The sequence below is a fragment of the Bradyrhizobium sp. SZCCHNR1093 genome (assembly GCF_032381175.1).
GTDB lineage: Bacteria > Pseudomonadota > Alphaproteobacteria > Rhizobiales > Xanthobacteraceae > Bradyrhizobium.
The window spans coordinates 214,593-229,844 of sequence record NZ_JAUHJJ010000004.1 but is presented as its reverse complement, the minus strand read 5'-3'; the positions used below and the strand labels follow the sequence as shown (position 1 = coordinate 229,844).

Genomic DNA, 15,252 nt, shown 5'->3' with positions numbered 1-15,252 from the left:
GCCACAACGTCAGGTCTATCGTGTCGCGCCGGAGGCTCCAGAACCGGACGTCGATTGACCTAGATCAAAGACAGCGCGCCGCCTGACCAACGATCTTTGCGGAGCCAAACACCTGCGGTCCGATGACATACGTTATATCCTTGTGGATATAGCGTTGTACGGGATGTGATCAGCTCGGAGGGACGAGGCTTGCCGGACCAAGCTGATGATCATTCCGCCGACAACGACGTCGGTACGACACAAGGAGATACGAGAATGGCGAGAGACAATCTGGCTCGGGCACTACCCGTCACGGACGCCGCGAGCCACATCGCCCCCGCTGCCGCCACCGAAGAGGTTTTGATTCACGTCCGCTTCTTTCCGAACTCGGACATCAACTCGATCGGCGAGAAGCCGGCCGGGCTCACCGCGAACGAATGGTACGAGCGCCTGCTCGAGATGGCACGTCCGCACTATCGGACGTTCGCCGGCGGCCGCGGATTCTTCCGCATCCCCCGCCCCTGCTTCGACGCGATCCTGAAAGGCGTTGCTGCCTGACGTCGGCTCTCTCCGGATGAGGCAGCGGGCGTCCTCTCTGCCTCATCCTTGTCGACCGCGGTGCGCCGGGTGCGCCGCGGTCGCTGACGTTTTGGTTCGTGCGGGCGTCGGAGGACAACATTGAGCGAAGCAGCTTTCAGCGAACTGCGACGGGTCTTCAGCGCGCTGCTGGCGTCCGGGCAGGCCTCGCAGAACCTGGCGAACATGCTCGCCGACCGCGCCTTCGATCTGTTCGAAGCCAACATCCATGCCCAGACGGCGCATCTGCCCGCCCTCGCCTGCGCCAAAGGCTGCCCCTCCTGTTGCGCGCTGCGCGTGACGGCGACGGCACCGGAGATCTTCCTGCTCGCGCGCTACGCCCGGCAGATCGATCAGCGCATGCCGGCAACCGCGCTCGGCTCGCTGTCTCGACGGATCAAGCTCGCCAACCGCGCGACGCGCGGCTTGGGCGAGACCGAGCGAATGAAGCTGCGCCAGCCTTGCCCATTCGTCGTGCGCGGCGGCTGCATCATCCATCCCGCGCGTCCGCTCGCCTGCCGCGGCCATGCCTCGTTCGACCGGCGCGCCTGCGCGCAGGCCATGGCCGGCCGCGAGGTGGACGTGCCGGTCTCGGCGCCACACGTCGCTCTGCGCGCCCTGGTGCAGGATTCGCTCAGGGAAGCGCTCGACAGCGCAGGACTCGCCGCTGGCCTCTATGAGCTCAATCAGGGTCTCGTTCTGGCGCTCGACGACCCCGAGCGCGAGCGCGCCTGGCGCGACGGACAAGACAGCCTCGCGCCGGCGCGGATCGAGGCGTCGACGACGGCAGCGCAGACGGACGCGGTGCTCTGGAGCCGGGCTTCGGCTGGTGGCGCTTCGATCCGGGACGAATTCTAGCGGCAGATCCCGATCGCCAAGCGCCTATGGCTTGAGGATCGAGGCCCCGGTCGTGGCGCGGCTTTCGAGATCGGCGTGCGCCCGGCCCGCATCCTTCAGCGCATAGGCGTGATTGATCTGCACGTGCAGCTTGCCGCTGATCACCGCCGAGAACAGCGTGTCGGCGCCCTCCAGCAACTCGGACCGTTTGCCGATGTAGTCGTTGAGCTTCGGCCGGGTCGCGAACAAAGAGCCATGGCTGTTGAGCTCCGCGATCGAGAATGGCGGCACCGGACCCGAGGCATTGCCGAAGCTGACGAACAGACCGCGCGGCTTCAAGCAGGACAACGAGCCGGGGAAGGTCGACTTGCCGACCCCGTCATAGACCACGTCGCACAATTCACCGCGGCTGATCTGCTTGACCCGTGCGACGAAGTCCTCCTCGTTGTAGAGGATGACGTGGTCGCAGCCATTGGCCAGGGCGAGATCGGCCTTCGCCTTGGAGCCGACGGTGCCGATGACGTGCGCGCCGAGCGCGCGCGCCCACTGGCAGGCCAGCAGGCCGATGCCGCCGGCGGCAGCGTGGATCAGCACGCGATGGTGCGGCTCGACCTTGAACGTCTTGTGCAGCAGATACCAGACCGTCAGCCCCTTGAGCATCAGCACCGCGCCCTGCTCATAGGTGATGTGGTCGGGCAGCTTGACCAGGCGCTGCCAAGCGATATTGCGCTCGGTCGCGTAGCCGCCCAGATTTTCGTAGTAGGCGACGCGGTCGCCGGGATGAAAATTCGTGACGCCCGGCCCTACGGCCATCACCTCGCCTGCCGCCTCGTTGCCGGTGATGAACGGCAGGCCGGGCGCCTTGTACAGTCCGGTGCGGTAGTACACGTCGATGAAGTTCAGGCCGATCGCGTGCTGGCGGATGCGGACCTCGCCGGGGCCGGGCGCGGCGATGTCGACCGGCTCATAGACGAGCACCTCGGGGCCTCCCACCTTGTGCACGCGCACCGCCTTGGTCATCCCGCCATCTCCCTTCGGACTCTCCATCGCCGCGTCCGAGAATCCGGCGAGAGAACTTTCGACACTTACCTGATTCTCATCGGACCTGATTCTCATCGGACATCCGGCTCCGTTGAAGGAGCCGGACTCCGGCCGTGCATCGGGCGCTGCCGGCGGCAAAAGCGAAGGCGATCACGACGGCCTTGTCAACTCGGCACCTGTCAGGCGTTGCGCTTCCTGCGGTTGCGCGAGGCCATCACGTTGAAGGCTTCGACCGCCAGCGCAAAGACAATCGCGAAGTAGATGTAGCCGCGCGGGATGTGGAACTTGAAGCCGTCGGCGACCAGCGCGACGCCGATCAGGAGCAGGAAAGCGAGCGCCAGCATCTTGGTGGTCGGATGGTTCGCCACGAAGCGAGCGACCGGTCCGGAGGACACGTACATGATGACCATGGCGATGATGACGGCGGCGATCATGATCTCGAGATCCTGGGCCATGCCGATCGCCGTGATGATCGAGTCCAGCGAGAACACGAGATCGATGACGATGATCTGCACGATCACCCAGAAGAACTTGTTGGTGCCGCCGCCCTGCGACCCGCCGTCCTCACGCGCCTCGACCTCGGCATGGATCTCATGCGTGGCCTTGGCGATCAGGAACAAGCCGCCGGCGATCAGGATGATGTCGCGCCAGGAGAAGCCGACGCCGCCGATCGTGAGCACCGGCTGCGTCAGCCCGATCAGCCAGACCAGCACGCTGAGTAGCACGATGCGGAAGATCAAGGCCAGCGCCAGCCCGACCTGCCGGGCGCGTGTCGCCTGCGGCTGCGGGATGCGCGAGGTGATCACCGACAGGAAGATGACGTTGTCGATGCCGAGAACGATCTCGAGGGCGGTCAGGGTGAGCAGCGCCGCCCACGCTTCGGGACTGGTCAGAAGGTCGATCATGCTTTCAAGGATCTCAACAGGCGGATCGCGGAGTCGCTCGCGACGATGTAGAGGGCGATCGCGCACAACAGCGTCGTCACGATCGGGCCCACGGCGAAGTTGTTTCCCAGCACATCGATGACCAGGACGCCCCAGAGCGCGACCAGCGGCAGCGTCAGCCAGCGCAGCCGTTCGACGCGCACCGGGTGGATGACATGGAATGGGACGAAGGTCAGCGCGATCAGGACCGCGAGCCCCAAGGTCGCCAACGATGGCGAGGGATGCAGCAGGAACAGGTAGAATGCCGCGATGTTCCAGAGTCCCGGAAAGCCGCGAAAATGATTGTCGTCGCTCTTCATGCGGCGATCGGCGAAATATAGCGCGCCGGTGACGGCGATGCCGACGCCGATGACAGGCGCCGCGAGCGGCAGCAGCATCCCGCTGGCGGTGATGGCGTAGGCCGGCACGAACACATAGGTCGTGAAATCCACTACCAGATCGAGCACGTCGCCCGACCAGTCCGGCTGCACATGGACGACGTCGAGCCGACGCGCCAGCGGCCCGTCGATGCCGTCGATGACGAGCGCGACGCCGAGCCACCAGAACATCGCAGTCCAATGCTCGCGTACGGCCTCGAGCAGCGCGAGCAGCGCGACGCCCGCACCGAGCGCGGTGAAGACGTGCACCGAGAACGCCGCGGCGCGATGGGCGGGCGTTGCGGCCACCCTGCTCTCTGGTCTCAACTGATCCATGCGGCGCCAGTGCTATCAGGAATCGGAGCCAATTGCATATCCGCCGTTGCGGCGATGCGCCGCGCAGGCTCACGCAATACTCTTGAAAAAGCCCCGCAGGAACGTCAAATGTTCCCGCATGAGCAACACAGACGCCAGCTTTGATGTCATCGTCGTCGGCGGCGGGCCCGCCGGGCTCGCCGCCGCCGTTGCCTTGTCGCAGACCGGGGCGCGGACGGCGCTCGTGGCCCGCAAGGCCCCGTATGCAGACAACCGCACCACCGCCCTGCTCGGCGGCTCGGTCGATTTCCTCGACGAGATCGGCGTCTGGTCATCGTGCCGTGACCGCGCCGCCGGCCTGAAGGCGATGCGGCTGGTCGACGATACCGGCCGGCTGATCCGGGCCCCGGAGGTGCGCTTCGTCGTCGACGAGATCGGTCTCGACGTGTTCGGCTACAACGTCGCCAATGCCGTCCTGGTCGAGGCGCTGGAACAACGCGCCGGCGAGATCGACGGCCTGATGCGGATCGCCGAGGATGCGGAAAGCGTCCGCAGCGATGCCGATGCGGTGACCGTCACCAGCGCATCGGGCCGCGTGCTGACGGCGCGGCTCGTGATCGGCGCCGATGGCCGGCATTCGCTGTGCCGCGAGGCCGCCGGCATCGGCGTGAGCCGGCGCACGCTGCAACAGTCGGCGCTGACCTTCAACATCACCCATGCGCGGCCGCATCACAACGTGTCGACGGAATTCCACACGCCGCAGGGACCTTGTGTGTTCGTGCCGCTGCCGGGCGACCGCTCCAGCGTCGTCTGGGTCGCAGCCCCGAAGGAGGCCGACCGGCTGTTCGCGCTCGACGACGATGCCCTGTCCGCCGCGGCCGAGCGGCAGTCGCATTCGATCTTCGGCCGCGTTCGCGTCGAGCCGGGCCGCCATGTGTTTCCGCTCGCGATCGAGCGGCCCCTGCGCTACGCGCAAAACCGCATCGTCCTGGTCGGCGAGGCCGCGCATGTGGTGCCGCCGATCGGTGCCCAGGGACTGAACCTCGGCCTGCGCGACGGCATCGACATCGCCGATGTCGTGCGCAAGGCCAATGCGGCCGGCGAGGATATCGGGGCGCCGCAGGTGCTCGCGCGCTATGGTGCGGCGCGCCGCGCCGACATCCTGAGCCGCACCTTCGCCATCGACGTCGCCAACCGCTCGCTGCTCAGCGATCTCCTGCCGATGCAGTCGCTGCGCGCCGTCGGCATGCACCTGATCGGCGGCATCGGCCCGCTGCGGCGGCTCGCGATGCGCGAGGGCCTGGCGCCGTCATGGAGAGCCACGCGCAGGGCCGGTTGAGCACCGTCAGGGAAACACCAGCCGGCCAGTCTGGATCAGCCACATCACGCTGGTCAGGGTGATCACCGAGGCGAAGGTGCCGATCAGCACCGCCGATGAGGCCGGCTCGATCCAGCTGTCATTCTGGCGCGCGATTACGAACACATTGAGCGCCGGCGGCAGCGCCGCCATCAGCACCGCGGTCGCCGCCCAGGGCTGCGCGAACGGCCCGAACAGCAGCATCAGCCCGAACGACAGCAGCGGGTGGACGACGAGCTTCACCACGGTCAGGACCGGCACCTCCCAGGGCAGCCGCTCGAACGGGCGCAGCGCCACGGTCACGCCGAGCGCGAACAGCGCCGTCGGCGCAGCGGCGTTCTGCAGGAACTGCAGGGTGCGATCGAGCACCGTCGGCGGATGCAGCTGAAATGCGGCCGCCAGGATGCCGGCTGCCGTCGCCATGATCAGCGGGTTCTGCAGGATCTGGCGCAGCACGGTGCGCAGCGCATGCGCCACCGAGGCGTGGTCGCGCTCGGTCAGCTCGACGAGCAGCGGCACGATCGAGAACAGGAAGATGCTGTCGCAGCAGAAGATCAGCGCGGTCGGCGCCGCCGCCTTAGTCCCGAGCACGGCCAGCGCCAGCCCCGGCCCCATATAGCCGATATTGCCGTAGCCACCCGCGAGCCCGGCCATGGTCGCCTCGCGCAGCGACAGCCGCCCGATGGCCTTGCCGAGCACGAGCGCCAGGGCGAAGGTGAGCATGGTGGCAAGCGTCGTTGCAACCAGGAAGGGAGGGTTGCTCAGCTCCGTGAACGGCGTGCGCGCGATGAGGTTGAACATCAAAGCGGGCAGCGAGACGTAGAGCAGGAAGAAGTTCATCCAGGCGAGCCCGGCTTCGGGCAGCCTCCTCCACTTACCGCAGGCGAAGCCTATGAAAACGACGCCGAAATAAGGCAGGGCCAGATTGAGAATGTCGAACATGGGCTCGGAAGATGACCCCCTGAGGGGGCCTGGGAAGGGCCTGGAATGCGGGGGCGTCGCGGCTTGACGCGAATCGGATTGGTCTAGATCAAATCCGCCCGCGGGGCACTAGCATCGCTCCCCATCCTGGTCTATTCGACTGGGATGATCAAAGCGCGAACTGCCAAGTTTCAGATCGGCCAGATCGTCCGGCATCGGGTGTTCTCGTTCCGGGGCGTGATTTTTGACATCGATCCGGAGTTCAACAACACTGAGGAATGGTGGTTGTCGATTCCCGAGGAGGTCCGTCCGCACAAGGACCAGCCATTCTATCACCTGCTGGCCGAGAACGCGGAATCCGAATACGTCGCCTATGTCTCCGAGCAGAACCTGGTTCCCGACGAGTCCGGCGAGCCGATCCGCCATTCCCAGGTTGCGGAGATCTTCATCAAGGACAAGTCGGGCGGCTATCGTCCGCGCAATCCGCTGATGAACTGACCTGTCGACCGGAGGGTTTCAACCCAGCGCCGTCGGCGCAGGCTTGATCTTTGGTCCCGGCGCGCAAGTTCCCCTCACATCCGTTCGCAGAACGAAAAAGGCGCTCCGAATGGAGCGCCCTTGATTTTGCGGAATGGACCCGACCGGCGTTACTGCTTCGCCTGCGGCTGGCCTGGCTGGGTCTGCTCGAGCTTCTTGCGCTGCTCCTCGGCGCGCTTCTGCAGCTCTTCCTGCAGCTTCTTCTGGGTCTCCTCGAACTGCTTCGGGTCGGTCGGCGGGCCATCATAGGCTTTGGCGAAGCTGCTGTTGCCTTCCTGCAGCGGCAGCGGCAGCGTCAGCGCGGTGCCGTTCGAGTTGATCGCCTGGACAAACAGGGTCTGGCCCTTCTTCAGGTTGTTCACGAACTCAGGCGTGGCTTCGTAGTCCGACATGCAGCCGTTCTGGAAGCAGATGACGTATTTGCCTTCCATGAACTGGTTGTTGTCGATGACGATGCGGGTTCCGGGCTGGAGCTGCATGCCGAGCGGCAGCGTCACGCGCAGGATCTTCTTCGGCTCGCCTTCAGGCTCGATGATGACGGCTGCAACCACAGGCTGACCGGATTCGATGCGGCCGTCCTTGCCGATGAAGCAGACCTGCTTGGCGTTGGCATCCTGCCCCTTCAGGCAGAACTTGGTCCACGGCGCGTAGATCAGCTGCGGCATCTCCTGCTGAGCCTGGGCCTGAGGCTGGCCGCCGGCGGGAGGAGTTGCAGGGGCCTGAGCGGCCGGAGCGGGAGCCTTGGGAGCGGCAGCCGGAGCCTTCGCCTTCGGCGCTTGAGCCTGCGCAACCGAAGAAGCGAAGGAAACGGCCAGCGCGGTGACCGCGAGCAGCGCGACGAGCCGCCCACGCGGCCCAACCGACGAGGCCAAGTCACGGAAATTCATTGCGGAAAACCCTTTCTGAACGGCAGCGCCCGAGACCGCCAAAGGCGCCACACCAAGCCGTTGAAGCGGCTGTCTCCTCAGGAAATGAGGCGGTTAAGTGACAGGCGTTGCCGCCCTCACTCAATCGCCCGCCTTCTTAACGCGGTGCGCGGAAGAATCAATGCCGCGAGACCATGTCGAAGCCGCGGTCTAGCGCTGGCGAGCCTGTGGTAAAAGCCCCTTGTGACCTGTTCCGAATCAAATGCTTGCGCCCCGATCCTGATGCTGCAGCGCATGTTCAGCGCGGCCGTGCGATGGGTCGCCGTCATTCTGGCATTGTTGCCCGCGGTCTACACTCCCACGGCGAACGCGGCAGAAACTGCGGCGATCGCCATGCATGGTCACCCGGCCTTGCCCGCCGACTTCGACCACATGGCGTACGCGAATCCCGACGCGCCCAAGGGCGGTCGTCTGGTCTGGGGACTGCTCGGCACCTTCGATAGCCTGAACCCGTTCATCGTCCGCGGCATCGCAGTGCAGCAAATCCGCAGCTATGTGGTCGAGAGCCTGCTCACTCGCGGCAATGACGAGCCGTTCACGCTGTATGGCCTGCTGGCGAAAACCGTCGAGACCGACGAGAACAGGACCTATGTCACCTTCCGACTCGACCCGCGTGCCCGCTTCTCCGACGGCAGCCCGGTGCTCGCCGAGGACGTGGCGTTCTCCTTTGCGCTGCTGCGCGATCACGGCCGCCCCAACCACCGGCAGTTCTACGGCAAGGTCGCCAGGGCCGACGTGCTCGACCCGCTGACCATCCGGTTCGATTTCGGCGGCGCCGAGGACCGCGAGCTGCCGCTGATCCTCGGCCTGATGCCCATTCTAGCGAAGCACGCGACGGACGTGGCGAGCTTCGAGGACACGACGATGACCGCGCCGCTCGGGTCAGGCCCGTATCGTGTCACGGCGGTGCAGCCGGGATCCAGCGTCACCCTCACCCGCAATCCGGACTATTGGGGACGCGACCTGCCGGTCAACCGCGGATTGTGGAACTTCGACGAGATCAGGCTCGATTACTACCGCGAGTCCAATGGACAGTTCGAAGCCTTCAAACGCGGGCTGTACGACTTCCGCGTCGAGACCGAGCCGCTGCGCTGGCACGACGGGTACGATTTCCCGGCCGCGCGCAATGGCGAGGTCATCCGCGACAGCTTCACCTCGGGGATGCCGCAGCCCTCGCAGTTCCTGGTGTTCAACACGCGGCGGCCGGTGTTCGCCGACGTGAAGGTGCGCCGTGCGCTGACGCTGCTGTTCGATTTCGAATGGATCAACCGCAACTACTTCTTCGGGCTGTACCGCCGCAGCGGCGGCTATTTCGCCGGATCCGAGCTTTCGGCCTATGGACGTCCAGCCGATGCGGCCGAGCTCGAGCTGTTGAAGCCGTACGCCGCGCAGATCCCCGCCGACATCCTGGACGGCAGCTACCGCCTGCCGATCACCGACGGGTCCGGCCGCGACCGCGCAACGCTGAAGGCGGCGCTCGATCTGCTGAACGAGGCTGGCTACGGCTTCGACGGGACCGTCTTGCGGCATCGGACGACGCGGGCCCCCCTCGCCTTCGAGATCCTGGTCACGACGCGCGATCAGGAGCGTATTGCACTGGCTTACGCCGGCAGTCTCAAGCGGGCCGGCATCAATGCTTCGATCAGGGTCGTCGATCCCGTGCAGTTCGACCAGCGCCGCCTGAGCTTCGAGTTCGACATGATCCAGAACCGCTGGGACCAGTCGCTGTCTCCCGGCAACGAGCAGGCGTTCTATTGGGGCAGCGAGGCCGCCGACCGCACCGGAACCCGCAACTACATGGGCGCCAAGGATCCTGCGATCGACGCCATGATCGCGGCGCTGTTGCGCGCCCGCGACAGGCCGGAATTTATCTCGACGGTTCGCGCATTGGACCGTACCCTGATGGCGGGGTTCTACGCTATTCCAGTGCTCAATGCCGCCGAGGAATGGATTGCTCGGTGGAATCGTATAGAACGGCCAAAGAGGACGGCTTTGACGGGAGCGCTCCCGGAGAGCTGGTGGCAGCGGCCGGAGCCGGCACAGAAGTGACCAATCGGGGCAATTGGTCGTGGCCGGGTCCGTGAAAGTACGGGGCAACAGGTGAATCAGGCCAATACGTCGCCGACGCTCGACGCGTTGTTTCAACGCATCCTGGCGCGCAAGCCGGATGCGGTTGCGCTGGTCGATCCGATCAACAAGCAGCGCGTCGCCGGGCGGCCGCCGATGCGCCTGACCTATGCCGAAGCCGATCGCGTGATCTCTGCGCTGGCGGCGCATTTCATCGACGCCGGCCTGCCCGCTCATTCGGTGATCGCGGTCCAACTGCCCAACACCATCGAGTTCGTGCTGACGGTGCTGGCCGCGCATCGCGCCGGCCTCGTGGTCGCCGTGTTCCCGCTGCTGTGGCGTCAGTCGGAGCTCGTGGCGGCGCTGAACCGCACCAGCGCGCGCGCCATCGTCACGATGTCGAAGATCGACGGCGTGATCCACTCCGATCTCGCGATGAACGCGGCGGCGGAGGCGTTCTCGATCCGCCACGTCTGCGGCTTCGGCTCCGACCTGCCGGAGGGCATGTATTCGCTGGACCAGTCGATCGCAAAACCCTCGCGTTCGACGCGCGGGATGATGCCGGACGGCCGCAAGGCCGCGATCGTCTCGTTCGACGTGACCGCCGACGGCTTCCGCGCCGTCCCGCGCACCCATTTGAGCCTGATCGCCGGCGGGCTCGCCGTCTCGCTCGAGAGCGATCTGCCGCAGGGCGTGAATATGATGTCGGCCTTCCTGCCGTCGTCATTCGCCGGTCTCGCCGCTTCGGTCGTGACATGGCTGTTGTCCGGCGGCACCCTTGCGCTACATCACCCGTTCGACGCCGATGCGCTGGAACAGCAGCTCGCGGAGCTGGCCTGCGATACGCTGATCGCCCCGGCCCAACTCGCCTTGCGTCTCGACGAGGGCGACCTCGCCGCGCGGCTGCCGAACCTGCGCTATGTGCTCGGCCTGTGGCGCGCGCCCGAGCAGGTCGCGTCGAGCGCATCGTGGAAGACGCGCGACATCGAGCTCACCGATGTCTATCTGTTCGGCGAAGCCGGCCTGTTCGCGGTGCGCCGCACCGCGGCCGACGGCAGCCCGGGCCCGGTCAAACCGGGACGCCAGGGCGCGCCGCGCGAACAGCCGGGCTCGTCGATCGCCGGCGAGATCCTGGTGACGCCGAAGGGCACGCTCGGACTGCGTGGGCCCATGGTCGTGCTGGCCGCCTACGCGCCACCGCCGCCGCCAAGCGACTCGCTGCTGCCGGCAGCGCCGCGCGACTACGTCGACACCGAATACGCCGTGCGTTTCGACCGCGCCCAGGACACAATCTCGATCACGGCGCCGCCGGCAGGCGTGATGGCCGTGGGCGGCTACCGCTTCCTCGCGCAAGATCTGCACGAATGGTCACGGCGGCTCGGCCAAGGCGCGCTGCTCACCGCTCTGCCCGACCGTCTCAGCGGTCACCGCCTCGCGGGCCGCGCGATGGACAATGCGCGCGCACGGGAAGCGCTCGCCGAACTCGGACTCAATCCGCTGATGGTCGAGGCCTTCCGCGATCGCGCCAGCTCGGGCGGTTGATATTGCCGCGTTGGCCAGGTCGTCGATCCGGTGCGCCCGCGAGAAGGGCGCGCGCTCTGACAGGGGAACCGGTGCGTTCGGAACAGTGTTGACGCCGCGTTAACGGGAACGACCTAGGATCGCGACGTATCGTCAGCGTATCCTGAGTTTCCTGGATGTCCCCACAAGGCCCGCTTCTCATCGTCTCTCCTTCCACGCGGCCTTCGCTGACGGCTGCCCTCGCGGCGGCGCAGATTCTCCCCTCCGTCGAAACGCGCTGGACCGATGCGCTGAGCGCGATGTCCAAGGTGCAGCCGGCCGCAGTGGTGGCCGTGATGGAGGGCGCTGATGCGGCCGAGCTTGCGGCGCTCTCGCGTCATATCGGCGCGCGAAAGCCCTACGTGCCGCTGATCGCAATCACGCCGGGTGACGCAACCCTGCCCGATCACGCTCTTCCCCTGCAGGACAGCGACAACCACGAACGGCTGCTGGCGCGATTGCGCGCCGCCCTGCGTGTCCGCACTCTGCACACCACCGTGTTGCGCCGTCTCGACGAGAAGAAGACGCCCGACGCCGCGCTGCCGGAAACAGATCCGCTCGATGATGCGACCGTGCTACTGCTCGGCCGCGGCACCTCTCTGCCCGGCCTCTCGGTTGCGCTCGGCGAGCGCATGGCCGTGGTCGGCGCGCTGAGCATCGAAGCCGCCGCGAAGCATCTGTCGAGCCGCGACATCGACGGGATCGTGCTCGGCGAAGGTTTTTCGCCGCGCGTGGTCGATGCGTTCCTCGCCGTCCTTGCCGAGGACACTCGCTTCCGCAACCTCGCCGTGGTCGTCACCGCCAACCAGCCGGCACCGCTGCAGGAACTCGCCAATCTCGAGATCATCGCCGGCGCTCCCGCGCACATCGCGGCCAGCGCGCTGCCCTTGATCCGCCAGCACGCCTTCGAGGCCCGCCTCAACCGCACGCTGCGCGCCATCGAAGCCGGCGGCATGCTCGATCCGCAGACCGGCCTGCTCACCCGCAACGCGTTCGCCCGCGACTTCGCCGCCGCCGTCAGCCAGACCCAGAAGAACGGCGGCAGCCTTGCCGTCGCCCGCTTCGCGTTCGATCCGGTCAATCCGCGCGCGCAGTATGACGGCGCGCGCATCATCAGCCGCCTGATGCGGCGGATGGATTTCGGCACCCACGAGGACAACGGCTCGGTCGTCGTCGTGTTCGCCGAGACCGATCTGCGCTCGGCTCACGCCATCGCGCGCCGCCTCTCCAGCGTGATGCGCCACACCTCCCACGGCAAGCGCGATACGCGCACGGAGCCTTCGGTCACCGTCGCCGCGCTGCAGGCCGGCGATACCGCCCGAAGCCTGCTGGCCCGCGTCTACGGCGAGGCGCAACGCGCGGCTTCATAGAACGATGTTGCCTGCGTCACGGGCGTCATTGCGAGTGACCTGCCACCGAAGTTTCATCCAGTAGCATTTAGAGTCCTGTTGAATTTTACGCCGAGTGGCGCGGGTGCAGCAACGGGCGATTGGCGGAGCTGGTCGGGGTTGCGCAGCCGATCGCCCGTTGCGGTGAGGTTGGCGGCATAGGCCGCAAATTCTTAGGGGCAGGTCACTACATCAAAGCATATAACGTCAGATCTGAGCCCTTCGTCTGGACCAAGAAACGTCTGGACCAAGAAAAAGGCCCGGCAACGCCGCTTCAAAGACCGCCGCGTCACCGAGCTATGATTCCGGGTACCAGGTCCGCTTGCGCACGCCAGTTGAAACGGTCTCGTGTGCACGCACATGGGTGCAGGTCGTGATAACGAGCGCAAGCCGGCTGCACTGCCAGTCAGCGCCGAGCGCGGCGCTAGTGGGTGACGTCAGGTTGACCGACAATAATGCCGCTACGCAGGCAAACATCACACACGCCGCGATCAGCACCGCTCCCTTGTGGGTCCTTGGGTGGGAAATCATGGCCTTGGCTCCTCTGTACGATGGCCGGAAGAATAAAGGGCAGGCTCCACGGTCCTTGTGATCTAATTCACGACCTGACCCACAGTTTTCGCTGGTGGCCCGAAGGCGTGCTCATTGCTGGCACTGGACCAGCGCCGCAGCCGGACTCGCGCACCGGAGCAAACAGCATCCTTATTCGGCCACCTCGTCGGCCCGAGGCGGGCGACGTGGGCGGAATGTCAACGCCGAGCGCCTTGGCTGGCTTGAGATTGACGACCAGCTCAGACCTGGTTGTCTGCTCGACGGGCTTCGCGTCCGGCTGCTGCCTCGGCTTGATCTTGATCAAGTTCAGCAGCGTCGCCGCCACGATCATCACTAGGACGCCACCAACACTGAGCGCGATCTGCATCGTCAGCCCCTCCGAGATGCCGAGCAGCGCCAGGCGGCTGGCGAACGTCAGCAGAACGCCGAGGCAGTAGATTGGCAGCGAATTCTGGCCACAGAGAATGGCGCCGCGCATCACCGCCGTCGTCAGCCCTCGCCAATTGCGAGGCACTAACCATACCACCAAAACCGCAAGGGCCAAGAAATGCAGCAGTCGCAATGGATCGAGATTCGATTTGTCCATCGGGTAAAGCAGCGTCAGCAGCGCCTGCGGGACCAGCGCTTCCAGCGGTTTGATGCTCCAGCTCAATGCGATGATGAGGCTGAACACCAGATAGAGAGCGGCAGCCACAAGCGCGGTGCCTGAGGTCACCCATGGCCGGGCTCTCTTGTCTTCGATCATCCACCACACGCCAAGCACGACCAGCAGCTGCCACGCCAGCGGATTGAAGGCCCAGTGGCCGTTCGGCCATGCCGGGATGCTCCAGCCGAAGACGTGCACCAGTGCGTAAAGCAACAGCGACGCGCCGAGCGTTGCGTTCGGCGCTCGCAGCAGCAGCCACAGCAGCGGCGCGAACAAAAGGTGATAAAGCACGAAGAGCGGCAAGACGTCGGTGTTGACGGGGCAGTATTGCAGGATCGCCGCGTGCGCGAGCGTCACGCCCGGCTGTTCCAACAGAATGCGCGTATTGCTCTCGTCGGCAAGATGGCCGCCGCCTGCGAGGTGAACCATGATGGCGCAGGCGAGCGTGAGCAGCAGAAATGCGACATAAATATCCCAGCTTCGCCACAGCGTTCGGCCGATCACGCCGGTCCAGCCCCCGCAGCGCCATGCCTTGCCGTAGGCCAACGTGCAGGTTACGCCCGACACGAACATGAACACTTCCGCGGCATCGCTGAAGCCGTAGTTCCGCAGCGTCAGCCAGCTCCCGATGTTGTTGGGGACATGATCAAGAAAGATGCACCAGAGCGCGATGCCGCGGCAGGCATCAATGCGCAAATCGCGGCCGTAGCCTTTCAGCTCCGGCAACGCGCCTACCGATGGCTTCAGGTCGACAGTTCGATCACGCATCTGATTGCCCCGTCCGGCGTACGAGCACGCTTCAAGAGGGACCGAATTTGACAAAAAGTCACCGCCGCGCTGCCGGATCGTGACAACGCCGCAATCTCGATCTGCTTCACGCCGACCCCAGCCACGAAAGCTATTACGATAACGATCATATGGCGGCGCTTGGTAGAACCTGCTGGCGCGTGAGGCTATCCGTCTGACGATCATCGTTCAAACGGCACAGCGCGTAAATCAGCCGGAGGTCCACAGAGAGAGGTTCCTAGGTCCTATGATCAAGGTACCGTACAGATCTCGGCATCAATCACCTTTGCCTACAGGCGAAGGAGCTGAGTCCCACGACTTTCGTGGTCCGTACTCGCGCTCCTACCGTGCGGTGACTACAATTACACCACACAACGGCATTCGGCTCCTACCTTGAGTGCGCGGCGGCGAACCGCTGGTTGGGCCAAGGATGATGGTGGATGGACGGTATCGGGAGCCAGTCT

Annotated in this window: 13 protein-coding genes and 1 pseudogene; 7 read left to right on the top strand and 7 right to left on the bottom strand. The window is 65.6% G+C overall.

The features are described 5' to 3' along the window. Nucleotides 1–255: 255 nt before the first annotated feature. The gene (locus tag QX070_RS15660; RefSeq protein WP_315737919.1) at nt 256–537 is read left to right on the top strand and encodes a hypothetical protein; all 282 of its coding nucleotides are present in this window, start codon (nt 256–258) and stop codon (nt 535–537) included. 120 nt (nt 538–657) lie between these two features. Continuing rightward, the gene (locus QX070_RS15655; RefSeq protein WP_315737918.1) at nt 658–1,413 is read left to right on the top strand and encodes a hypothetical protein; all 756 of its coding nucleotides are present in this window, start codon (nt 658–660) and stop codon (nt 1,411–1,413) included. Nucleotides 1,414–1,437: 24 nt separating this feature from the next. On the opposite strand, the gene QX070_RS15650 is transcribed toward QX070_RS15655, so the two are convergent. The 3 genes from QX070_RS15650 to pcsA form a co-directional block, all read right to left on the bottom strand. Further along, nucleotides 1,438–2,412: a quinone oxidoreductase gene (locus tag QX070_RS15650; protein WP_315737917.1), complete on the bottom strand. Its 975-nt coding sequence runs from the start codon at nt 2,410–2,412 to the stop codon at nt 1,438–1,440. Nucleotides 2,413–2,612: 200 nt separating this feature from the next. After that, a complete protein-coding gene (locus QX070_RS15645; protein ID WP_315737916.1) occupies nt 2,613–3,338 on the bottom strand; it encodes a TerC family protein in 726 nt (241 codons plus the stop codon). Continuing rightward, nucleotides 3,335–4,069, bottom strand: a complete 735-nt coding sequence (pcsA, locus tag QX070_RS15640) for a phosphatidylcholine synthase (protein ID WP_315737915.1) — start codon at nt 4,067–4,069, stop codon at nt 3,335–3,337. The genes QX070_RS15645 and pcsA overlap by 4 nt, the downstream gene beginning before the upstream one ends. Nucleotides 4,070–4,187: 118 nt before the next feature. On the opposite strand from pcsA, the gene QX070_RS15635 reads away from it, so the two are divergent. Next, nucleotides 4,188–5,387 carry a UbiH/UbiF family hydroxylase gene (locus QX070_RS15635; protein WP_315737914.1) on the top strand — a complete coding sequence of 400 codons (1,200 nt, stop codon included), beginning with the start codon at nt 4,188–4,190 and terminating at the stop codon, nt 5,385–5,387. A 6-nt stretch (nt 5,388–5,393) separates the two neighbouring features. Here QX070_RS15635 and QX070_RS15630 read toward each other — a convergent pair whose 3' ends face one another. After that, nucleotides 5,394–6,347, bottom strand: coding sequence for an AEC family transporter (locus QX070_RS15630; protein ID WP_315737913.1), 954 nt, complete (start codon nt 6,345–6,347; stop codon nt 5,394–5,396). 144 nt (nt 6,348–6,491) lie between these two features. Between QX070_RS15630 and hspQ the strand changes: the two genes are divergently transcribed. Continuing rightward, nucleotides 6,492–6,824 (top strand): heat shock protein HspQ, encoded by a 333-nt coding sequence (hspQ, locus tag QX070_RS15625; protein WP_315711998.1) that lies wholly within the window; start codon nt 6,492–6,494, stop codon nt 6,822–6,824. 149 nt (nt 6,825–6,973) lie between these two features. Here hspQ and QX070_RS15620 read toward each other — a convergent pair whose 3' ends face one another. Continuing rightward, nucleotides 6,974–7,750: an invasion associated locus B family protein gene (locus QX070_RS15620; RefSeq protein WP_315737912.1), complete on the bottom strand. Its 777-nt coding sequence runs from the start codon at nt 7,748–7,750 to the stop codon at nt 6,974–6,976. A gap of 261 nt (nt 7,751–8,011) precedes the next feature. Here QX070_RS15620 and QX070_RS15615 point away from each other — a divergent pair, with 261 nt between their 5' ends. The 3 genes from QX070_RS15615 to QX070_RS15605 all read left to right on the top strand — a co-directional run bounded on the left by QX070_RS15615 (nt 8,012) and on the right by QX070_RS15605 (nt 12,786). Next, complete coding sequence (locus QX070_RS15615) at nt 8,012–9,838, top strand: extracellular solute-binding protein (protein WP_315737911.1); 1,827 nt, start codon at nt 8,012–8,014, stop codon at nt 9,836–9,838. A 51-nt stretch (nt 9,839–9,889) separates the two neighbouring features. Beyond that, nucleotides 9,890–11,398 (top strand): class I adenylate-forming enzyme family protein, encoded by a 1,509-nt coding sequence (locus QX070_RS15610; RefSeq protein WP_315737910.1) that lies wholly within the window; start codon nt 9,890–9,892, stop codon nt 11,396–11,398. Between the two features lie 155 nt (nt 11,399–11,553). After that, nucleotides 11,554–12,786, top strand: coding sequence for a GGDEF domain-containing protein (locus QX070_RS15605; protein WP_315737909.1), 1,233 nt, complete (start codon nt 11,554–11,556; stop codon nt 12,784–12,786). Between the two features lie 53 nt (nt 12,787–12,839). Here QX070_RS15605 and QX070_RS15600 read toward each other — a convergent pair. Beyond that, nucleotides 12,840–12,971 (bottom strand): annotated as a pseudogene (locus QX070_RS15600) (IS3 family transposase); the annotation flags it as partial. Between the two features lie 431 nt (nt 12,972–13,402). Beyond that, nucleotides 13,403–14,770, bottom strand: a complete 1,368-nt coding sequence (gene opgC, locus QX070_RS15595) for an OpgC domain-containing protein (protein WP_315737908.1) — start codon at nt 14,768–14,770, stop codon at nt 13,403–13,405. Between the last annotated feature and the right edge of the window lie 482 nt (nt 14,771–15,252).